This is a genomic window from Xenorhabdus kozodoii (genome assembly GCF_002632875.1).
Taxonomy (GTDB): Bacteria; Pseudomonadota; Gammaproteobacteria; order Enterobacterales; family Enterobacteriaceae; genus Xenorhabdus; species Xenorhabdus kozodoii.
The window spans coordinates 19,570-41,802 of the sequence record NZ_NJCX01000016.1 but is presented as its reverse complement, the minus strand read 5'-3'; the positions used below and the strand labels follow the sequence as shown (position 1 = coordinate 41,802).

The 22,233-nt window shown below is 43.9% G+C and carries 19 protein-coding genes; 9 read left to right on the top strand and 10 right to left on the bottom strand.

The features are described from left to right. Positions 1–21: 21 nt before the first annotated feature. Positions 22–1,128, top strand: a complete 1,107-nt coding sequence (gene ydiK / locus Xkoz_RS11975) for an AI-2E family transporter YdiK (protein WP_099142380.1) — start codon at positions 22–24, stop codon at positions 1,126–1,128. 565 nt (positions 1,129–1,693) lie between these two features. On the opposite strand, the gene ppsA is transcribed toward ydiK, so the two are convergent. Next, on the bottom strand, positions 1,694–4,072 hold the full coding sequence (gene ppsA, locus Xkoz_RS11970; protein WP_099142379.1) for a phosphoenolpyruvate synthase: 2,379 nt from the start codon (positions 4,070–4,072) through the stop codon (positions 1,694–1,696). Positions 4,073–4,272: 200 nt separating this feature from the next. Here ppsA and ppsR point away from each other — a divergent pair, with 200 nt between their 5' ends. From ppsR to Xkoz_RS11925, 7 genes are all read left to right on the top strand, one after another. Next, positions 4,273–5,136 carry a posphoenolpyruvate synthetase regulatory kinase/phosphorylase PpsR gene (gene ppsR / locus Xkoz_RS11960; RefSeq protein ID WP_099142445.1) on the top strand — a complete coding sequence of 288 codons (864 nt, stop codon included), beginning with the start codon at positions 4,273–4,275 and terminating at the stop codon, positions 5,134–5,136. Between the two features lie 261 nt (positions 5,137–5,397). After that, entirely contained in the window at positions 5,398–6,444 is a 1,047-nt protein-coding gene (locus tag Xkoz_RS11955; protein WP_099142378.1) for a 3-deoxy-7-phosphoheptulonate synthase, read from the top strand. 473 nt (positions 6,445–6,917) lie between these two features. Next, the gene (locus tag Xkoz_RS11945) at positions 6,918–8,969 is read left to right on the top strand and encodes a TonB-dependent hemoglobin/transferrin/lactoferrin family receptor (protein ID WP_099142377.1); all 2,052 of its coding nucleotides are present in this window, start codon (positions 6,918–6,920) and stop codon (positions 8,967–8,969) included. A 75-nt stretch (positions 8,970–9,044) separates the two neighbouring features. Next, a complete protein-coding gene (locus Xkoz_RS11940) occupies positions 9,045–10,118 on the top strand; it encodes a hemin-degrading factor (protein ID WP_099142376.1) in 1,074 nt (357 codons plus the stop codon). Then, positions 10,115–10,933 carry a heme/hemin ABC transporter substrate-binding protein gene (locus Xkoz_RS11935; protein WP_099142375.1) on the top strand — a complete coding sequence of 273 codons (819 nt, stop codon included), beginning with the start codon at positions 10,115–10,117 and terminating at the stop codon, positions 10,931–10,933. Before Xkoz_RS11940 ends, Xkoz_RS11935 begins: the two co-directional genes overlap by 4 nt. Then, a complete protein-coding gene (locus Xkoz_RS11930) occupies positions 10,930–11,931 on the top strand; it encodes a FecCD family ABC transporter permease (RefSeq protein ID WP_099142374.1) in 1,002 nt (333 codons plus the stop codon). Before Xkoz_RS11935 ends, Xkoz_RS11930 begins: the two co-directional genes overlap by 4 nt. After that, positions 11,931–12,725: a heme ABC transporter ATP-binding protein gene (locus Xkoz_RS11925; RefSeq protein ID WP_099142373.1), complete on the top strand. Its 795-nt coding sequence runs from the start codon at positions 11,931–11,933 to the stop codon at positions 12,723–12,725. Before Xkoz_RS11930 ends, Xkoz_RS11925 begins: the two co-directional genes overlap by 1 nt. Positions 12,726–12,839: 114 nt before the next feature. Here Xkoz_RS11925 and Xkoz_RS11920 read toward each other — a convergent pair whose 3' ends face one another. Then, entirely contained in the window at positions 12,840–13,472 is a 633-nt protein-coding gene (locus Xkoz_RS11920) for a hypothetical protein (RefSeq protein WP_099142372.1), read from the bottom strand. A gap of 246 nt (positions 13,473–13,718) precedes the next feature. Here Xkoz_RS11920 and Xkoz_RS11915 point away from each other — a divergent pair, with 246 nt between their 5' ends. After that, positions 13,719–14,084, top strand: a complete 366-nt coding sequence (locus tag Xkoz_RS11915) for a helix-turn-helix domain-containing protein (RefSeq protein WP_099142371.1) — start codon at positions 13,719–13,721, stop codon at positions 14,082–14,084. Between the two features lie 2 nt (positions 14,085–14,086). Here the strand turns inward: Xkoz_RS11915 and Xkoz_RS11910 are convergent, their stop codons facing one another. The 8 genes from Xkoz_RS11910 to arnB form a co-directional block, all read right to left on the bottom strand. Beyond that, positions 14,087–14,566, bottom strand: a complete 480-nt coding sequence (locus Xkoz_RS11910; RefSeq protein ID WP_208615256.1) for a C40 family peptidase — start codon at positions 14,564–14,566, stop codon at positions 14,087–14,089. 142 nt (positions 14,567–14,708) lie between these two features. Further along, complete coding sequence (arnF, locus tag Xkoz_RS11905) at positions 14,709–15,104, bottom strand: 4-amino-4-deoxy-L-arabinose-phosphoundecaprenol flippase subunit ArnF (protein ID WP_099142369.1); 396 nt, start codon at positions 15,102–15,104, stop codon at positions 14,709–14,711. Continuing rightward, positions 15,101–15,451 (bottom strand): 4-amino-4-deoxy-L-arabinose-phosphoundecaprenol flippase subunit ArnE, encoded by a 351-nt coding sequence (gene arnE, locus Xkoz_RS11900; RefSeq protein WP_099142368.1) that lies wholly within the window; start codon positions 15,449–15,451, stop codon positions 15,101–15,103. The genes arnF and arnE overlap by 4 nt, the downstream gene beginning before the upstream one ends. After that, positions 15,448–17,109, bottom strand: a complete 1,662-nt coding sequence (arnT, locus tag Xkoz_RS11895) for a lipid IV(A) 4-amino-4-deoxy-L-arabinosyltransferase (protein ID WP_099142367.1) — start codon at positions 17,107–17,109, stop codon at positions 15,448–15,450. Before arnT ends, arnE begins: the two co-directional genes overlap by 4 nt. A 6-nt stretch (positions 17,110–17,115) precedes the next feature. Further along, positions 17,116–18,009, bottom strand: coding sequence for a 4-deoxy-4-formamido-L-arabinose-phosphoundecaprenol deformylase (gene arnD, locus Xkoz_RS11890; protein ID WP_099142366.1), 894 nt, complete (start codon positions 18,007–18,009; stop codon positions 17,116–17,118). 40 nt (positions 18,010–18,049) lie between these two features. Continuing rightward, positions 18,050–20,035, bottom strand: a complete 1,986-nt coding sequence (gene arnA / locus Xkoz_RS11885) for a bifunctional UDP-4-amino-4-deoxy-L-arabinose formyltransferase/UDP-glucuronic acid oxidase ArnA (RefSeq protein WP_099142365.1) — start codon at positions 20,033–20,035, stop codon at positions 18,050–18,052. After that, positions 20,035–21,012: an undecaprenyl-phosphate 4-deoxy-4-formamido-L-arabinose transferase gene (arnC, locus tag Xkoz_RS11880; protein ID WP_099142364.1), complete on the bottom strand. Its 978-nt coding sequence runs from the start codon at positions 21,010–21,012 to the stop codon at positions 20,035–20,037. Before arnC ends, arnA begins: the two co-directional genes overlap by 1 nt. Next, complete coding sequence (gene arnB, locus Xkoz_RS11875; RefSeq protein WP_099142363.1) at positions 21,013–22,158, bottom strand: UDP-4-amino-4-deoxy-L-arabinose aminotransferase; 1,146 nt, start codon at positions 22,156–22,158, stop codon at positions 21,013–21,015. Positions 22,159–22,233 lie beyond the last annotated feature (75 nt).

Sequence of the window (22,233 nt, the reverse complement as noted above, 5' to 3'; positions counted from 1 at the left end):
AATTACCTGAGAAATGATTTCATGGAAAAATCACAATCATACCAAGATTTACCTAGGCTTTTATTTGCTCTGCTTTTCATTTTATTACTCATTACCACCAGCTTTTGGGTTTTAAGTCCTTTTATCCTGGGATTTATTTGGTCAGGGATGGTGGTTATCGCAACCTGGCCATTATTGGAGAAAATACAGCAACGATTATGGGGAAAACGCTGGATTGCGGTTTCCGTCATGACGTTACTATTAGTTTTGCTATTCGTTATTCCCATTGCATTACTTGTCAGCAGTTTAGTGGAAAACAGCGCGCCATTGATCGCATGGGCAAAATCCCCTTCCTCCTTCCAACTTCCACAATTGGAGTGGCTTAATCGGATACCCGTCGTTGGTGAAAACCTCTATTTTAAATGGCAGGATTTGATTGCCGATGGCAGTAACATGCTTCTCAACAAAATCCCCCCTTATATTGGTAAAACAGCCACATGGTTTTTTACCCAGGCAGCCAATGCGGGACGTTTTCTTTTCCATCTGGCGCTGATGGTCATGTTCAGTGTATTACTGTATTGGAAAGGTGAACAGGTTATGCTGAGTATTCGCCATTTTGCTATCCGATTGGCAGATAAACGCGGTGATGCTGTCGTGTTACTGGCAGCCCGATCTATCCGCGCCGTGGCCCTTGGTGTCGTTGTAACGGCGCTGGTTCAAGCCATCGCAGGCGGAGTGGGGTTAGCCATTGCCGGCATTCCCTATCCTACGATATTGACTGTAATCATGTTTGTATGCTGTGTCGCCCAGCTTGGGCCTCTGCTCGTTCTCATTCCCTCTATCGCATGGCTTTATTGGACAGGCGAAACAACCTGGGGAACCATTTTAATTATCTGGAGCTTAGTCTTAACCACAATGGATGGTGTCCTGCGCCCTTTCCTGATCCGTCTTGGGGCTGATTTACCTATGGTATTAATTCTCACTGGCGTCATCGGCGGAATACTTTCCTTGGGCGTCATTGGATTATTTATTGGGCCTGTTGTACTGGCCGTTTCTTACAGCTTGCTCTTGGCATGGATGAATGAAGTTCCTGAACCTGAAGAAAAAGTGACGGATACGGAAAACCATTTCGGGAAAAAACACGTCTGATAATCAAATAACTGCGCGAAAAATAATATTTTCGCGCAATTATCAAACTGGTAAATATATTATCTGAACGCCAATGCAAATTTATTTTTCAAAATGAATCAAACCCATCAAGAAAATTGTTGCAAAAAAGTTATTTTTTCAAATTTTCTTTTCTACTCTCTATTTATTAAGAGAATTCTTAATGAATAAACGCATTTATTAAATTAGTATTCACTCCATCGAAACAAATGTTTCCCAGAGTATTGCTATCTCAGCCTATAACGCCATAGGCTGGGTTCAATGAAGTAATATATATTGCTGTGTGTAGTCTTTGCCTGTCAGCCCATGATAGGCTTTTTTTTTGCGTATTTTCTATCTTCTCGATAATTAATCCTCTATTCTAAAAAAAATTAGATTACAGAGAATATATACCCATCGCCTTTCAAGATACGTCTTATATCTCCCCGCGCAGCGGGGAGATATCAACACGCTCATTGGTTTGCAAACTGCAACTTGAAGTTGGATTGGTATCAAAGCCTGTCAGGTTACTTTCAGGCTTTTATATTTAGGTTTGAATTAGGTTCGATCAGTTATTTCCAGCTAAAGCAATCCATGTTTTCACGACGGTATCAGGATTCAACGATAAACTGTCAATTCCCTCCTCCATTAGCCACTGGGCAAAATCTTCATGATCCGACGGTCCCTGTCCACAGATACCAACATATTTCCCCTGCCGTTTAGCCGCTTGAATTGCCATGGAAAGCAACTGTTTTACCGCATCATTGCGTTCATCAAATAATTCGGAGACCACACCAGAATCGCGATCTAATCCCAACGCCAATTGCGTCATATCATTTGAGCCAATTGAGAAACCGTCAAAATGTTCAAGGAATTGATCTGCCAATAATGCATTCGACGGAATTTCACACATCATGATGACTTTCAAGCCATCCTCGCCGCGCTTTAAGCCCTGGGATGCCAATTCCGCAATGACAGCTTCCGCCTGAGCAACGGTACGTACAAAGGGGATCATCACTTCAACATTCGTTAACCCCATCACGTTGCGTACTCGTTTGATCGCCTCACACTCCAAAGCAAAACATTGGCGGAAATTATCAGAGACGTAACGCCCTGCGCCACGGAACCCCAGCATCGGGTTTTCTTCATGTGGTTCATACAGGTCGCCCCCCACCAAGTTCGCATATTCATTGGATTTAAAATCTGACAAGCGAACAATCACACGCTTAGGCCAGAATGCTGCCGCCAACGTGGCAATCCCTTCGGTCAATTTCCCGACATAAAATTCAATTGGGTCATCATAACCCACCATCAGCGACTTAATTTGTTCTTGCAGCTCATGGGATTGTGCGGAAAATTCAAGCAGGGCACGAGGGTGCACACCGATCATGCGGTTAATAATAAACTCCAGTCGCGCCAGGCCAACCCCTTCATTTGGCAAACAGGCGAAATCAAATGCGCGATCAGGATTACCCACATTCATCATGATCTTCACATCTAATTCCGGCAACCTATCAACCTGGGAACTCTGAACACTAAAGTCTAATTTATTCTGATAAACGTAACCTGTATCACCTTCTGAGCAAGACACCGTGACCTGTTGGCCTTCTTGCAAACGTTCCGTCGCATCGCCGCAGCCCACAACAGCAGGGATACCCAATTCACGGGCAATAATGGCGGCATGGCAAGTACGTCCTCCACGATTAGTGACAATGGCCGCGGCTTTTTTCATGATCGGCTCCCAATCGGGGTCAGTCATGTCAGTTACCAACACATCCCCCACTTGAATGCGATCCATTTCACTCAAATTGTGGATAACCTTGACCGTTCCAACACCAATACGATGCCCAATCGCCCGACCTTCCACCAACACATTGCCGTGCTCATTGAGTTGGTAGCGTTCCATGACCTGCTGATTTGACCGAACCGTTTCAGGGCGAGCCTGGACAATATACAATTTGCCATTGTGCCCATCTTTCGCCCACTCGATATCCATTGGGCGACCATAATGTTTCTCGATCAGCACAGCCTGCCTGGCTAATTCTTCCACCTCACTGTCGGCCAAAGAAAAACGATTGCGCAGTTCATCTGATATATTCTCCGTACGCACTTGTTTCCCATGTTCTTTGCTGTCCGCGTAAACCATGCGTATTTTTTTGGAGCCAAGATTGCGGCGCACGATGGCAGGACGATGCTTTTCCAACGTAGGTTTATGAACATAAAACTCATCAGGGTTTACCGCTCCCTGCACGACCATCTCCCCCAGGCCATAAGCTGACGTAATAAACACAACCTGGTCAAAACCTGACTCAGTATCAATGGTAAACATGACCCCAGATGAAGCCAAATCAGAACGCACCATACGCTGCACCCCCGCCGAAAGTGCAACGCCGCGGTGGTCGTAACCCTGATGAACACGGTAAGAAATAGCCCGATCATTAAAAAGCGATGCAAAGACATGCTTGATAGCGACCATCACCGCATCAATGCCTTGCACATTCAAGAACGTTTCTTGCTGTCCAGCAAAAGAAGCATCCGGCATATCTTCCGCTGTTGCAGAAGAGCGCACGGCAAAAGAAGCATCAGGCACGCCTTCAGAGAGTTGCAGATAGGCATTACGGATATCTTTTTCAAGTTGAGCCGTAAATGGTGTGTCAATCACCCATTGGCGGATCTGTGCACCGGCTTTAGCCAATTGATTGACATCATCCACATGGGTTTCATCCAGCAATTGGTAAATACGCTGGTTCACACCACTTTGTTCCAGAAAATCATTAAATGCCTGTGCAGTTGTAGCAAACCCATTGGGAACGGACACGCCAAGTTCAGCCAGATTGGTAATCATCTCGCCAAGCGAGGCGTTTTTACCACCGACTCGACTAACATCATTCATGCCTAATTGGTTATACCAGAGCACATTGCTTGGGGTGAGGCCACTATTGGACATTAGAAACGATCCTTTTTTACATTCGGAGGTACAAATCGGAAAATTGAAGCTGCTCTTTACAGCAGGAAATAGCCTAGCACATTGTCTTGTCAGATATGGAAAGGTGAATCGATCAACCCAACAATATTATTTTTTTACGGGTATAATCTGGAAAATGAACCACGCTGATGATGTTTATTAACGACAAAAGAAAAACGCCAATGATAAAAACGCTTATCCCCCAAACACCGGAAAATGAAACACTGGAACGCAGTGTATTTTTTATTTCCGATGGAACAGCAATTACGGCAGAAGTATTAGGCCATGCCGTGTTGTCCCAATTTCCAATTACCCTTATTTCCTATACCTTACCTTTCGTCACGAGCAAAACCAGGGCAGAGGAAGTTCGGGATCAAATAAACGCGATATATCAACAAACCCAAATCAGGCCGTTAGTTTTTTACTCCATTATTTCAGATGAAGTTAAAAGCATTATTACGCGTAGCAACGGATTTTGTCAGGATATTGTTCAAACCTTGGTCGCGCCAATACAACAAGAAATTGGCCTGGAGCCACAACCGGAATTACACCGAACCCACGGCTTATCTAAAAAAAATCTGGGGCAATATGATGCCCGCATTGCTGCCATCGATTACACCCTCGCCCATGATGATGGTATTTCACTGCGTAATCTTGATCAGGCCCACGTGATTATTCTGGGCGTATCCCGTTGTGGAAAAACACCAACCAGCCTCTATCTTGCTATGCAATTTGGTATTCAGGCGGCAAACTATCCTTTTACCTCAGATGATATGGATAATTTACAGCTACCCCCCGCCTTAAAACCCTTTCAACATAAATTGTTTGGCCTGACGATTAGCCCGGAAAGGCTTGCGGCCATTCGTGAAGAGCGGCGTGAAAATAGCCGTTATGCGTCATTACGACAATGTCGGATTGAAATTGCTGAAGTTGAGGCTTTATTCCGAAAAAATAAGATCAGTTACCTGAATACCACTAATTATTCTGTCGAAGAGATTTCTACCAAAATTATTGACAGCCTGGGATTAAAACGCCGTATGTTCTGATGGCAAAACACAAATATGTTTAACAATATTTATTCACGCCACTTTCTCGCATATACCAATCCAACTTCAAGTTGCCGTTTGCAAGCCAATGAGAGTGTTTATATCTCCCCGCTGCGCGGGGAGATATAAGACGCATCTTGAAAGACGACGGGTATAAATATCATGATTGTCTGTTGAATTTACCGGGCGTTGAGTTATTGTGATCCCCCAGTTATTTCAAACTCTGTCTCAATATGAAGTGGAATCCGAGAAAGAAAGTATATGTACAAAACAGATGAGCTAAGAACCCGCCGTATTGATAGCCTGATTACACCTAAAGCACTTGCAGAACAATATCCTATATCAGACAAGATCTTGCAAAATGTGACATCGTCACGACAGCGTATTGAATCCATCCTGACCGGCGAAGATCACCGTTTACTGGTCATTATTGGACCCTGCTCGATTCATGATGTTGATGCCGCCCTTGATTATGCCTCTCGCTTACTCCCCCTGCGCGAAAAATACCAGCACAATTTAGAAATTATCATGCGAACCTATTTCGAGAAACCGAGAACGGTTGTTGGCTGGAAAGGCTTAATTTCAGATCCCCTGTTGGATGGATCGTGTCAGGTCAATAAAGGGATCTCTCTTGCCCGTAAGTTACTAATTGAGATCAATGAATTGGGTGTTCCGACTGCGACAGAATTTCTGGATATGATCACCGGCCAATACATTGCCGATTTAATTAGCTGGGGAGCGATCGGCGCCAGAACAACAGAGAGCCAAATTCACCGGGAAATGGCCTCCGCCCTGTCATGCCCGGTTGGCTTTAAAAACGGGACGGATGGCAATACGCTTATCGCCATTGATGCAATACGTGCGGCACGCGCCAAGCATATGTTTTTATCCCCAGATAAAAATGGTCAAATGACGATTTATCAAACCAACGGCAACCCTTATGGACATATTATTATGCGGGGTGGGAAAAAACCGAATTACAATGCCGAAGATATTGCAGCAACCTGCCATAAATTACGTGAATTTCACTTACCCGAACGCTTAATTGTGGATTGCAGCCACGCGAATTGTCAGAAAATTCATCGTCGTCAATTGGATATTGCAAGAAATATTGGTGAACAAATCCAATCTGGTTCAACCGCGATTGCTGGTGTGATGGCTGAAAGTTTTTTAGTCGAAGGAACACAAAAAGTCATCAAGGGTGGAACCTTAACCTACGGCCAATCGATTACCGACCCATGCCTTAGTTGGCAGGATACGGAAGAATTTATCAATATCCTTGACCAAGCCATACAAAATCGTTCCTGAATCCTTTCTTTATCTTGGCTCCTACCCGCCGTCGGAGCCACCCACCATGAAAAATAAATCCTTTAAATTCAAATAAATGATATAAAATTCCAGATATCGAAAAAAGAGCTTGAAGTTAACCCCTGTTGAAACGATAATTATTCTCAATATCAGAATAATTATTGTTCAATTTGATTATGGAAAAATTAGCACACCATCAACGTTGCGACACAAGTCATCTGCAACAGCAGATTATTCCTGATCTATCCAACGATCCTGTAAGGATCAATGACATCGATCGTCAACCGCTATTGGGAAAACCGTATGCTATGAAAATTTGCCACCAAAGCAGATTTTCCCGTTACGTCCGCCCAAATCCAGCAAATTTATTCTAACGCGATAAAAAACCCAACAAGCTCACCGCTGAATAACGGTGAGATATCAGTTAATTGTGTTCATAGAAACACGCTATTTCAGCACGGAAATTGACCTGCATGACTCTAATGAAATCATCAAATCTAAAACTGTCGACATTAAGCGTACTCATCTTCGCAGGTTTATCTTCTGCGAATGCAACAACAGTACATTCTGAGAAAGATAAATCATCTAAAGATACGTTGGTGGTATATGCCACTGGCAACCAACGTGACAGTTTTGAAGCACCTATGATGGTGACAGTTATTGAAGGCAATTCAGCCAGTAACCAGGTTGCAGGCAACGCAAATGATTTACTGCGCACCATTCCAGGCGTTGATATCGCTGGCATTGGTCGTGCCAATGGCCAAGATATCAGCATGCGCGGTTATTCTCAAAAAGGGGTTTTGACGCTGGTTGATGGTATTCGACAAGGAACTGACACTGGGCACCTCAACGGCGTGTTCCTTGATCCAGCCTTGATTAAGCAAGTTGAAGTTGTCCGTGGCCCATCAGCGTTATTATATGGCAGTGGTGCCTTGGGTGGTGTTATCGCCTACCAAACAGTGGATGCCGCTGATCTATTGGAAGAAGGCAAAAATACGGGTTTTCGTGTCTTCAGCCGCGCAGGTAGTGGTGACCATAGTCTGGGATTGGGTGGAACCGCATTCGGTAAGACAGAACAGTTTGATGGATTATTTGCATTTGGCACCCGCGATGTCGGCAATATCCGTTTTGGAAAAGGCGTAACAGAATATAACGATGAGTTCATCGGTAATGCCTTGGCAAAAGGTTCTTGGAAAATAAATGACAACCAAAAACTCAGCGGAAGCCTGCGTTATTATCGCAACGATGCACATGAGCCTAAAAATCCACAATTTCCAAACAGAGATGACAGTCAACATGTAGACCGCACCACAATACAACGTGATGCCCAACTGTCTTATCAGTTAAATCCAGCAGAATATAGCTGGTTAAACGCCAGAGCAGATATTTATTATTCCGATATAAATATTAATAACAAAAATAAAGACAAGAGCTTTGAAGGCCGTAAGCAAGAGACTTATGGTATAAAACTTGAAAATCGTTCCCATTTGGGAAATACCGCCTTTGCGACACACCAATTTACCTATGGTGGTGAGGCTTATAAGCAAAAACAACAGCCAAGTAGCAATATAGTAGAGGGTTTTCCCAACGCCAATATTCATTTTGCCTCTGGCTGGTTCCAAAACGAGATGACCCTGCGTGATCTACCTGTCTCGTTTATTGTGGGTACACGTTACGACAATTACAAAGCCACAAATAGCAAATATGATGATATCAGTGCCGACAAATGGTCATCAAAAGGCGCCATTAGTATCACCCCTACAGATTGGTCAATGTTATTTGCTTCCTATTCCCAGGCATTCCGTGCTCCGGGTATGGGCGAAATGTATAACGATTCGAAACATTTCTATATGCCTTCAAAGACAGGTGGTCCTGGACTTACAAACTATTGGAAACCCAATCCAAACTTACGTCCTGAAAGCAATGAAACTCAAGAATACGGTTTCGGGCTGCGTTTCGATGAACTGTTTACCAACAATGATGGTTTGAAATTTAAAGCTAGCTATTTTGATACTCAGGCGAAAGATTACATATCTTCCACTGTGACACCTGATATGAGATTTACGACATCTTTCAATATCCCAAAAGCCAAAATTTGGGGTTGGGACATTTCTATGACGTATGACTCTGACTGGTTCTCTTGGGATCTCGCTTATAACCGAACAACGGGTAAAAATAAAGAAACTGACGCCTCTATAGGCGCATTGAGTCCTGATACCCTAACCAGCACATTGGATATTCCATTATTTAATACCAATTTTTCTATTGGATGGATCGGTAAATTTACCCAACATACCAACCTCAGAGGAAAAAATGGTGATAAGAATGAACGTAACCAAAAAATTACCCAATACGCGGGTTATGGCGTCAATGACTTCTACGTCAGCTACCATGGTAATGGAACATTAAAAGAGCTGACGGCCTCCGTTGTGCTGGGTAACGCTTTCGACAAATCCTATTACTCATCACTGGGAGCACCACAGGCTGGTCGTAATGCCAAGCTGTTTGTGAGCTACCAGTGGTAAAGAACAAACAGATTATGACTTTGATTTTAAAATAACATTATTTTTAAACACCGTTTTTTTAAGGAGCTAGCAACTGTGAACCAGTCACTTTATGAACGTTATCTACAAGCCAAGGCAGAAAACAAAGCTAAATATGCCCGCGATCTGGCCGCTTACCTTAATGTCAGTGAAAGCGAGTTATTACATAGCCGTGTCGGTATCGACGCAAAACGTCTGAACATTGATGCACCTACTCTGCTTCAAGCGCTGGCAACCGTAGGCGAAACCAAGGCGATCACCCGTAATGACTTTGCCGTGCATGAACATATTGGATGCTATGAAAATACTAAATTTAGCCCACATGTTGGTTTGATCCTCAACCCACGTGAGCTTGACCTGCGTCTATTCTTCGATCACTGGAGCAGCATTTTCTCTCTGGTTGAACCGGCCAAAAATGGGATGCGTCATAGCATTCAATTCTTTGATCGCCAAGGCGATGCGTTGCATAAAGTCTATGCCACCAGCAACACCGATATGGCTGCATGGGAAGCGCTGATCGAAAAATATCAGACCAGTGAAAATCCAGAGTTGGAGATCCAACCGGAAGCAGTGCCTGAACATGCAGAAGTCACAGAGCAACTGAAAGCCCAGCTAGATGAAGAATGGCGTGCCATGACTGACGTTCATCAATTCTTCATCATGATGAAACGCCACAACCTTAACCGCCAGCAGATTTTCAATGCAGTAAAAGAGGATTTAGCTTATCGTGTGGATAATTCAGCCCTGACTCAGCTGATAGAGGTTGCCCATAAAGATCAAAACGAAATCATGATCTTTGTCGGGAACCGTGGTTGTGTCCAGATTTTCACGGGTAAATTGGAACGTCTGATGCCTTATCAGGAAGAAAATTCCTCCCAGAAATGGATCAACATTTTCAATCGCAATTTCACTTTGCACCTGATTGAAAGTGCCATTGCAGAAAGTTGGGTTACCCGTAAACCGACTGATTGTGGCTTCGTCACCAGCCTTGAGTTGTTTGATGCCTCTGGCAATCAAATCGCACAATTGTACGGCCAACGTACTGAAGGTACGCCTGAGCAAGCTCATTGGCGTGAACAAATTGCGGCTTTACCTAAACTGCAACCAGAACAGGAAACGTGTGTAGCATGAAAAAATGGCTTCTAACATTTATGCTTGCCATCTCTTTCAATGTGTTCTCTGCTGAACGCATTGTTACCATTGGTGGCGATGTGTCTGAAATTGTTTTTGCACTTGGCGAAGGACAGCATGTTGTCGCAAGGGACAGTACCAGCCAAAATCCTAAAGAACTGCTTTCCCTGCCTGATATCGGGTATATGAGGATGCTGAATTCAGAAGGGATCTTATCCATGCGCCCATCACTGGTGATCGCAAGTGAATCGGCACAACCTTCCCTGGCACTCAAGCAAGTCGAAGATGCCGGTATAAAAGTGATTAAAGTGACCAGCGAAACCTCGTTAGAAGCCGTTCCTGCAAAGATTATGACCGTCGCCAAGGCGGTCAATCAGGCAAAACGCGGGGAAGCATTGATTGCCCAATATCGGCAACAACTGGCAGATATCGACACGTCAGATATTTCCACTAACGTCGTTTTTATCATGAGTCACGGTGGCATCATGCCAATGGCGGCGGGCCAGAAAACCGCAGCCGATCAAATTATCCGTGCCATTGGTGCAAAAAATGCGATGCAAGGCTTCCAGGGATATCGTCCTTTATCTCAAGAAGGCGTTATTGCCAGCAAACCGGATTTACTGCTGATCAGCACCGAAGGGTTAAAGACTTTGGGGGGTATGGATAAAATCTGGCAGCTTCCTGGGTTAAGTTTCACGCCAGCAGGAAAGAAAAAACAGGTCGTGGTGGTTGATGAAATGGGCCTACTTGGATTTGGCCTGCAAACACCGGCCGTAATGAAACAAGTCCGTGATGTCGCGGAGAAAGTGCAATGAGTCATTCCCGATCCCCCAGTCTCGGTGTGATAGTCCTGAGCTTATTGTTGTTCCTGATAGCAATTAGCTCAGCGAATATGGGGGCATTGCCACTTTCTTTTAAAACACTGTGGGAATCCTCTTTGGATGACCCACAGTGGCAAATTTGGCTGAATATTCGGTTACCACGCATTTTGCTGGCGATCCTCGTTGGAGGAGCGCTGGCGATATCGGGTGCCGTCATGCAAGGATTATTCCGTAACCCTATGGCCGATCCCGGATTATTAGGGATGAGTAGTGGAGCGGCACTGACCGTTGCAATGTTTATTATATTGCCTTTCTCCTTACCCGCCAGTATTGCGTTGTACGGACATATCATTGCCGCTTTTATCGGTAGCTTATTGGTATCATCCCTGATATTCATTCTCAACAAATATAACCACGGTAACCTGTCAAAGCTACTCCTTGCAGGCATTGCCATCAATGTATTATGTTCGTCATTTATCGGCGTATTGAGTTATATCAGTAACGACCAACAATTACGCCAATTTTCCATTTGGATGATGGGTTCACTCAGCCAAATAGAGTGGCCAACACTGATTATTGCTGCTTCGCTCATTATCCCTGTTTGTATACTGACTCTCAGCCAGTCACGTAAACTCAATTTATTGCAACTGGGCGATGAAGAAGCACACTATTTAGGCATTAATGTCCAACGCACCAAATATCAATTATTACTGTTAAGTGCCCTATTAGTTGGATGTGCCGTTGCTTTGACGGGTGTCATTGGTTTCATTGGCTTAGTTATTCCACACCTTGCCAGGCTACGGTTTGGTGGGGATCATACTTGGCTACTGCCAATCTCTGCCCTGGGTGGAGCATGTCTTTTGTTAAAAGCCGACACATTAGCCAGAATATTAGTTTCTCCTGCTGAAATGCCAGTAGGACTTATCACTGGTTTGATCGGTGCGCCCTATTTTTTATGGCTCATCCTTAGGCCATCAAAAAGCCGTTTATAATGGAACCGATCATGTCAAATAATTTACTTGAAGCGCAAAATTTAAATTATTTCATCGGGCAGCGTCAGATAATCAAGGATGTTTCCCTTTCCCTGCGCCAAGGGGAAGTTGTGGCAATTATCGGCCCAAATGGGGCGGGAAAATCAACATTGTTGCGTCTATTGACTGGGTATATTTTACCTGATTCAGGAAACTGTTTATTAAAAGGTGTTCCTATTTCCCGTTGGCCAACTCAGCAACTGGCTCGCATTCGTGCCGTAATGCGGCAATATAGTTCACTCTCCTTTCCGTTTAGTGTAGAGGAAGTCATCGCTATGGGACGTGTTCCTCATGAAAATACCCACAAAAGAACTGCCATTGATGAAGCGATTGCCTTGACAGAGTGTGAAGAGCTGAGAAACAGGAACTATCAGCAATTGTCTGGAGGCGAACAACAACGGGTCCAACTGGCAAGAGTTTTAGCCCAACTTTGGCACCCTGAACCCACCGAATCTTGTCTGTTTTTGGATGAACCCACGTCAGCACTGGATCTTTATCACCAGCAACATACATTGCGATTAGTTCACCGCTTGACAAGACAGCGCCCCGTTGCGGCCTGCTGTGTCTTGCATGATTTGAACCTGGCGTCACTCTATGCCGATAAGATCATTTTATTGCATAAAGGCCGATTAGTGGCATCCGGCACGCCAAAAGAGGTACTGCGTGACGATGTTCTTAAGCAATGGTATCAAGCCGATCTGGGGGTTATGCAGCATCCTGAAACTCACCAGCCACAGATCTATCTCCGGCAATAAGATGCTATCGTTTATTCCTTTTTAATCGTCAAGAGTAAAAGAAAGGCAAATTTTGCAGATCACCGCAAAATTTGCCTCAAATAAATAAACAATTTGGCTCAAAACAGCTTGAAATTAATTAATATTTTTAGAAGTACGCTGTTTGCGAGCCGAAGGCAAATACCAAAGTGTCGCAATCAAACAGAGGGCATAGCCCAACATTTCACAGCCTTCCTCCACCATATTTTTAACCGTCCGGTTAAAATGTTCATCCATCAACCCCTGCCACAGTGCCCCCATACCAAATAAGCGGGAAAACACCAGCACGCACAACAGGCCGCAAACCATCATGGAATAACTTTGGTGACGAGTGAAATAAACAAGCCCAGAGAGAGTCTGCTGACCATTTTTGCAGGCATATCCAATACAGACTAAAGCAAGTGGAATGGCAAGCCACGACCATGCACCATGAAAGAAGAGATTATCAAAATAGCTATCTAATTCTCTAATTAGAAGGCAACTGAAAAAACCCGCCATGAGTACCAATGATGGCCGCAACTTTACATTTTGTTTGACTTCATAAAACAGCAAGGTAGCAATAATCAGTAAAGTTAATTCCTGAAAAATTTCAGTCAGTGAATCTTCCCCTACCCCATTTTGCAAGTAATTGACATCCAAAAAAAGTAAACCGGTGACTCCTGCGATCACCAATGCGTAGAAAATAAAAAAAACCAGCTTCCGGGTTAAATAGATGAGAGCCGATTGCATTATATCCTCGTTTATAATTAACAACTCCGGGCATAATACCACTTATACAAAAACCTGATGAACATCTGATGCGGCGGTTGGTTTTATCAGCCCCAAAATAAACGATAGGTGACAGTGAGTAATCTGAAACAGCACATTTTGCGTATACGCTAAAAGAGAAATTCTTAAAATGGCTCACACAATAACGCAATTAATTATTTGTCAGTCTATTTTTGGCAAAAAAACCCACCCATGTGGGAGGTAAACGTGTTAGAAAATATTATCAACGATATTGTCAGATGGTTAGAAAGCCAACTTCAACAGACTGAAGGTATTAAGATAGATGCCATAGCCCATAAAAGTGGCTATTCAAAATGGCATTTACAACGAATTTTTAAGGAGCTGAAAGGCTGTACGTTAGGCCAATATGTACGCCGTCGTCGTCTCCATGAAGCAGCCAGATCTCTGCGTGAAGGCAATTTGCCAATTCTTGATATTGCTCTTCAATATGGTTTTAGCTCTCAAGCTACATTTACCCGAATTTTTAAAAAGCATTTTAATACCACCCCCGCTAAGTTCCGGGAAAATGGGCATTTGCCTGAGTTCAAGACGTTCTTGTATTGTGAAGAATAACATCAAATTCTGCGAGCTTGCCAAAAAACACGCCGCCAATACACATTATCAAGGGAAGAACGTATTACGCCTTTACTGGTGGATGCATGAATAAATTCATTGTTCGTATCGTAAATTCCCACATGCAATCCACTTTTTCCACTGCCGGTTTTGAAAAAAACCAAATCCCCTGGCATCAAATCATCTTTGCTTATCCGTGTGCCTAGTTGGGTTTGCTCATTGGTTGTCCGAGGAAGTTGGATATTAAAACGATCAGAAAAAGTCCGATAAACAAATCCAGAACAATCGATACCACGCCTATCCATGCCGCCATAGCGATAGGGCGTATTTTGCCATTGTTCAAGTTGATCGTTTAACTGGGCAATCACCATTATCGGATCAGAAAGGGCTGCCTGCAACTGAGGTGAATTAGGCTTGGAAACAGGATTGGTACAACCAATAAGGAAGACACTCAATAATAAGCATAAATGCCTTATTCTTATTACCATTAACTTTCCCTCAGTTATCACATAGAAACAACGAACTGTATCCAGCGAGAAATAAAAAAACAAGCATCCCTAATAATTTTATTTAACCTGAGATATTTTATCCGGCGCTATTCGTACCGGTTACGCTGTAACTCACTTAATGAGATTGCTTCGTTTCCGGTCTGCTGATCAACCAAACGCCCAATAAAATGGAAAAAACGCCCAACGTTTTTAACAGCGAGATAGTTTCATTGAACCAAGGCAATAAGGCCGCCATTAGGTAAACAAAAACATAGCTCAAGCTGATAATAGGATACGCTTTATTCAATGGCAGGTATTTCAGTGTGAAAAACCAACATACCATAGATAATGTATAACCCGCCAATCCTGCCATCATCATCAACAACGGATTATGATTTGCCCAAAGCCAATCAATGTCCAGCCAATGCATTGATAACGAAAGTTCTGGCAGGCGGGCAACTCCCCATTTCAATAACAACTGCGCTGCCGTGATCAGCAAGACGCTCACTATACCCCAAAGATAGCCTTTCATTGACTCAAACTCATCAATAATATCCCGAACATAATGGCAAAAACCCCCATCCAGTGCCTTAGCCCGACTTTTTCCTGATACAAAAATTGCCCAATCAAAGTCACTATGACAAAGTTGATACTCAGCATAGGGTAAGCCATGCTCAGTGGTAAAAATTGCAATAATCGTAACCAAAATATCATCCCTATGCCCAGCAGAAAAATAGCACTGAACAGCCACATCGCCATAGATACCACTTTATGCGGGGGATCTTTTTTCTGCCAACAAATCACCGCCTGTTTCTGGCATAACTGCCCAGCGCAAGTGAGCAAGCTAACCAAAATTAATAATATTATATTGTTACTCATGACTGTTTCTTATAAATTAAAAGTACAAGTCTATGATTACGTCGCACAAAATCCGGTTCCGGTAATTCAGTCAATTCACTTTCTGAGGGTAATAGAAAAACAATAGCAACTTGGCCTTTTTTACGCGCTTGCACTAACCATGCAGGAAACTCTTGCTCGGTGATATATCGGTATTGGCTATCAGGGTAAGCAAGGCCATATTCCAATTCCCCTGGACGATCAAGCAGATAAATATCACTGCGTTTCAATTCCCACGCCATCGCCGCCCCCACCCCAACAGATTGAGTCAAAATATATTTACTGCCCACCAACTCTTTCTCATTTTGTTGAATGAAATGCTGGGGAAGTTTCGAGTTTATTGTATTGTCAGGTAATGCGCTGCCTATAGATAAGGAGAGCATAATTGAACAAGCCGCAGCCCATAACCAATATTTACCATCGTGAATAAAACAGAGATAACCAACCCCAGCCCAAACGCCAAAGGCAGTAATTCCCATAATCCATTTCAGCCATTCATCAGGCTGATAAAGTGGCGGCGCCTTCAACGTTTCCAAAGCAAACAGGAGCAAAATGGCAAGCAATCCGATGAAAACATTCACCAACCCATTTATTTTTAACACCTTCATATTGTCATTTTTGGCACAATCGACAGCATATTTTGCCATCATCAATGCTAAGGGGCCGATAAAAGGTAAAACGTAAGTGGGTAATTTTCCTTTTGCGATACTGAAAAACATAAATGGAACAACGAACCAACAAAACAGGAAAAACATTTCTGGGTGACTTTTTTTCTCTTTCCAGCTTTTGATTAAGGCACCTGGCAGTAACCCTAACCACGGGATCACCCCTAAAATCAATATTGGTACGTAATACCAAATAGGGGCAATATGTTGAGCGTTTTCAGAAGCAAAACGCTGCACATGTTCTACCCAAAAGAAATAATGCCAGTAATCTGGCTCACGCAAAGCAATTGCAATCACCCATGGCAGGCTGATCAAAACGGCAAAAATTATGGCAAGAGGCCCAAAACGAACCATTTCCCAAAAGCGCTTCTGATATATCGTGATGGGTATCATAGCAACCACCGGTAATGCCAACGCCAGAAATCCTTTTGTCATAAAGGCAATACCGCAGGTCAACCCCAGAGCAGACCATGCCAGAATGCGTTCCCGGTTCGAAGTCGCCTTAAGTGCCCAATAACAACTCACAATCCCTGCGGTAACCCATAAAGAAAACATAGGATCAAGGACACTGTATGTTCCAATGGAAAAGACAATAAACATGGAAATGTAAATCAGGCTGGAAACGAAAGCAGTCTGGCGACATTGCCACATCATCATTGCCAAACGATACAGAAGAAATGCGCTGATTAGGGTACTGAACACGGAGCCAAAACGCACAGCAAAATTATTGTCGCCAAAAATCCATTGGCTGATGTTATTGATCCAATATCCTGCTACGGGTTTCTCAAAATAACGGATACCCAAAAAATGGGGTACGATCCAATCCGCACGTTGCAGCATTTCGCGGCTAATTTCAGCGTACCGGGTTTCATCCGGCTGCCATAATAGGCGACTATGCAGAGGTAATAAGTAAGTAAGCACAAAAAAAAGAGCCATCAGAACGGCTCCTGCTTTACTCGTCCGAGTGTTAAACATATCTGCTTATACCTCTTGTTGGCAACCTAACCAGCCTTCACGACCAGGAAAATCTGCACGAACAATTTTCCCAACGGGCAGCATGTCCCTGTTCTCTGGTAATAAATGGCTTAATTTACAAAACTGAATATCTTGTTGATAAAGCATATCCAGCAATGTCTCAAACTGCGGAAGTTTCGACATACCTTCAACTTCGGTATGGATCGTATAAACAGGAACCCCATGATCATTTTTGATCGCTTCAAGGATAAAGTGATTAAAATCTGCATCGCTGACCTGTGTCCCAACGACTTCATCATAGGTCGGTAATGTGACAGGAATTTGCACAGTTCCCATTTTTCCATCGGGCAAAAGTGGCCTGAATGGATGTGTTCCGCGGCAATCACTGTTGTAATCAAAACTAAAACGTTGTTTAACCGCCAGCACTCGTTCATCTGCCCGCCAACCCGCAACTGCGGAGCATGTAACGGCTTGCCCTGTTGCCTCTTCCAGAGCGTTAATACCTAATTTCACTTGTTCTGCTAATTCATTCTCCGACCAACGTCCTACTTTTGCCTGCCAACCTTGATGATCCCATGCATGCAAACCAACTTCATGGCCTGCATCCATTGTTTGCCTCATCAAATGCCCCAGGCTTTGTGCGATTTTTCTCCCCGGCCAAGCTGTACCCGCCAGCAAAATGTCCAGACCATAGAGAGAGACTGCATGTGATCTCACCATTTTCCAGAGAAACTTTGGACGCAACAGGCGCCATAAATGGCGTCCCATGTTGTCAGGACCCACACTGAAGAAAAAGCTGGCTTGGATATGGTGCTTTTGTAAAACCTCAAGCAATCGTGGGACACCTTCCTTAGTGCCCCGATAAGTGTCCACATCGATTCTCAAACCCACTTTCTTCATTACGTTATTCCCGATATGTTCTTAGCTTTCCAATTGATTTTTAGTTTTTGCCGTTGAATTCTTCAACGGCTCCACGCAGAAAGAAATCCAATGTTTCGTCAATGGTTTGCTTCATATCAATGGTCGGTCTCCAATCTAACAGCCGCTCCGCGTTTTTAATGCTGGGTTTACGGTGTTCAACATCCTGATAACCTTGCCCATAATAGCTGCTGCTTTCGATCTTCTTGAATCCGGCAAAGGGGGGAAAGTGCCCCCGCAATTCGTGTTTCTCAAAGCTATCCAACAGCATTTCAGCCAACTGGCGAATGCTCGCTTCATTTGTTGGGTTACCGATATTGATTATTTGGCTGTCGCATAGCCCATCGCGGTTTTCAATGATCCTAAACAGTGCTTCAATGCCATCATGAATATCGGTAAAACAACGTTTTTGCTCTCCCCCATCGACCAGTTTAATCGGGGAGCCTTCCACCAGGTTCAAAATCAACTGGGTAATGGCTCTTGAGCTACCGATACGTGCTGAATTTAGGTTATCCAACCTTGGCCCCATCCAGTTAAATGGACGGAATAAGGTAAATTTCAGGCCTTTTTGTGTACCATATGCCCAAATCACGCGATCAAGTAATTGTTTTGAAACCGAATAGATCCAACGCGGTTTATTAATCGGCCCGACAATGAGACGCGAAGTATCTTCATCAAATTCTTTATCATCACACATACCGTAAACTTCGGATGTTGATGGGAAAATAATCCGTTTATTGTATTTAACACAATAACGAACAATTTTAAGGTTCTCTTCAAAGTCCAGTTCAAAGACTCGTAAAGGATTACGGGTATATTCAATCGGTGTTGCGATTGCCACTAATGGCAGGATGACGTCACATTTTTTGATGTGATATTCAATCCATTCAGTGTGAATGCTGATATCACCTTCAATAAAGTGAAAACGAGGGTTGCCAATGAATCGTTCAATAGCCGAAGAACCAATATCCATGCCGTAAATGTCATAATTGCCATCACTCAACAAGCGTTCGGTCAGGTGATTACCAATAAATCCATTGACGCCCAAAATGAGTACACGCTTACGACGACTGATTTGGGTTGTGGCTTTAGGGCCAACCTGCCCCCCTGCCACAATGCCCATCTCAAGGGCCAGTCGATGACCTTGCACATAAAGCCCTGATTCCCCTTGCCCGCTCATAATTTCCAATGCACCGTCACCACAAGCAATGACAAAGGGATCGGTCGAAACGACAGTTCCTGGGCGTTTTCCGTGGGATTGGGTAAGTGGCCGTGAACGCCAAATCGTCATCTTGCGTTCACCGAGAAAAGTAAATGCCCCTGGATATGGCTCCGTTACTGCCCTGACTAAGTTATTAATCTCTTTGGCTGACTTATTCCACACTATTTCACCATCGTCGGCTGCGCGACGGCCAAAATAAGTAGCCTGGCTTTCATCCTGTGGAATGGATGGATAATGACCCGATTTTATTTGAGGCAGAATGTGATCCAATAACTCGATTGCCGCGGTGCGTATTTTTCCATGCACGACCAGAGAGGTATCGTTTTCATCAATTTGCACAACCTGTTGCGCGATAATATCTCCCGCATCCGGTTTCTCCAGCATTTTATGCAATGTTACGCCTGTTGCAGTTTCTCCGTTGAGTACGGCCCAGTTAACAGGAGCACGACCACGATATTTTGGCAACAAGGAGCCATGAAGGTTAAATGCGCCTTTTTCAGCCAGTGATAAAATTTCCTGACTAAGCATATTGCGATAGTAAAAAGAGAAAATGACATCGGGCTTCATTTCACGAATGCGTTCAACCCAAAGCGGGTGATTGACATTTTCTGGCGCAAACACCGATAAACCTAAATCAGCGCCGATACGTGCAACCGAAGAGAAAAAGTGATTTTCATTGGGATCATCGGTGTGAGTAAACACAGCCTGAACCTCAAAACCCGCTTTTACTAATGCATTAAGTCCGACACAACCAATATCGTGATAGGCAAAAATAACTGCTTTCATTAGCTTTCTTCCTGATTGTCGTTGGCCTTCTTAACTCCGACCACTTTTTGAATAAAATAGCGCGGGCGAGCACGAACGTCGTTATATATCCGACCAATATATTCACCCAACAATCCCATGGCGACGAACTGTGCTCCGATGAACATAAAAAGAATAGCAAACAGGGTAAACACCCCTTCAGCCGCCCACATCGAGCCAAATATAAGGCGCAGGGCAATCAATAATACCGACAATAAGAAACCGGTTATGGCAATGATGCTTCCCGCGACACTTAATAGCCGTAATGGGGCGGTTGTTAAGCACGTCAGAAGGTCATACATCAGGTTTATCAGTTTCATAAAACTGTATTTGGAATCCCCAAATTCACGCTCTGCATGGGCGACGTCAATTTCTATCGTTTTACGGGCAAAGGTGTTGGCAAGAATGGGAATAAACGTGCTGCGTTCATGACATTGAAGCATTGCGCGTATAATGTGGCGTCGATAGGCACGCAACATGCAACCATAATCTCCCATCGAACGTCCCGTCGCCTTGGTTATCATCGCATTGATTATTTTAGACGCGGTTTTACGGAACCAAGAGTCCTGACGATGAGTACGACGTGTACCCACAACGTCATATCCCTCCTCTGCGGTTTTGACCAAACGGGGGATCTCTTCTGGCGGATTTTGCAAATCTGCATCAAGTGTAATAACCAGATCACCGTCAGCTTGATGGAAGCCCGCCATAATGGCTGAATGTTGCCCATAATTACGGTTAAGAAAAATCGCAATTACATGATTTTCTGGAGATTCCGCCGCCTGGGTTAAGATCTCGGCAGAGCTATCACGGCTGCCATCATCGACCAAGATTAACTCGTATTTCTGTTCTAGTTTTTGGCACGCTGCGAGCGTTCTTTCCAATAACTGGGGTAAACTTTCTTCTTCGTTGTAAACAGGAATAACGACTGAAACTTTTTTGATTTTCTCAAATGTCACTTATTTATGCTCCGCAAGAATTTCCGCTATCGCATTTACGACACGATCTACATCGTCATTGCTCATATCCGGGAACAGGGGTAATGAACAAAGTGTTGACGAATTCCACTCAGATACAGGCAGGGAAAGTTGTGGGTAACGCTCACGATAATATTTCTGGGTATGCGCGGCTCTGAAATGCAATCCCGTACCAATATTTCTATCTTTTAGGCGTGCCATAAAAGTATCGCGGTCAATACCACAGCTATTTTTGTCAACACGCACCATAAAAAGATGATGGGAATGCAAATGCGTATATTCGGGAACTTTTAGCATTTGCAAGGGCGAGTCAATAAGGGCAGCAGAATAGTGAGCCACCAACTCGCGGCGGCGTTCATTCATTGATGCCAGTTTGCCTAGTTGCACAACCGCCATCGCCGCATGAATATCTGATAAGTTGTATTTAAAACCCGGTTCAATCACTTCCGCCTGAGGTTTCCTACCCTGTATTTGCCGGTCAAAAGCATCAACGGCCAGCCCATGAAATTTTAAACAACGAATTCGCTGGGCAAGCGCATCATCATCTGTCACAAACATACCGCCTTCGGCGCAAGTCATGTTTTTAATGGCATGGAAAGAGAAAATTGCCGTCCCCCGCTCTCCGACCCATTCATTTTTATAACGGGTGCCAACAGCATGGGCCGCATCTTCAATCAGGGGAATATTGGCTTCTTGAGCAACAGTGCGAAGAGCGTCAAGGTCACAAGGCGCTCCCGCATAATGGACGGGAATAATCGCTTTAGTTTTCGAGGTAATTGCTTTTTTGATTGTTTCTGCACTGACCATCAAGGTATCACGGTCAACATCAACCATGACAGGTTCAGCGCCCAGCAAACAGATCATATTGATAGTGGAAACCCAAGTTTGTGAAGGGGTAATCACTTCATCACCTGGGCCTATGCCTAGCGCCAACAAAGCCAAATGCATTCCCGCTGTCGCGGAACAGAGAGCAATAGCATGTTTGCAGCCAAACATAAGTGAAAAATCTTGCTCTAACTGATGGTTCTGCGGGCCTGTCGTAATCCAACCTGAGTGTAGAACTTTCTCTATCGCTTCTATCTCTTCACTGCCAATCGCAGGACGAGAAAATGGCAAAAAACTATCCATAACCGCCTTATGCCTTGCATCCCAAATTGTTTTATAATTGGTCGATTCTAGATGATGTTTTTTTAACGAAACATC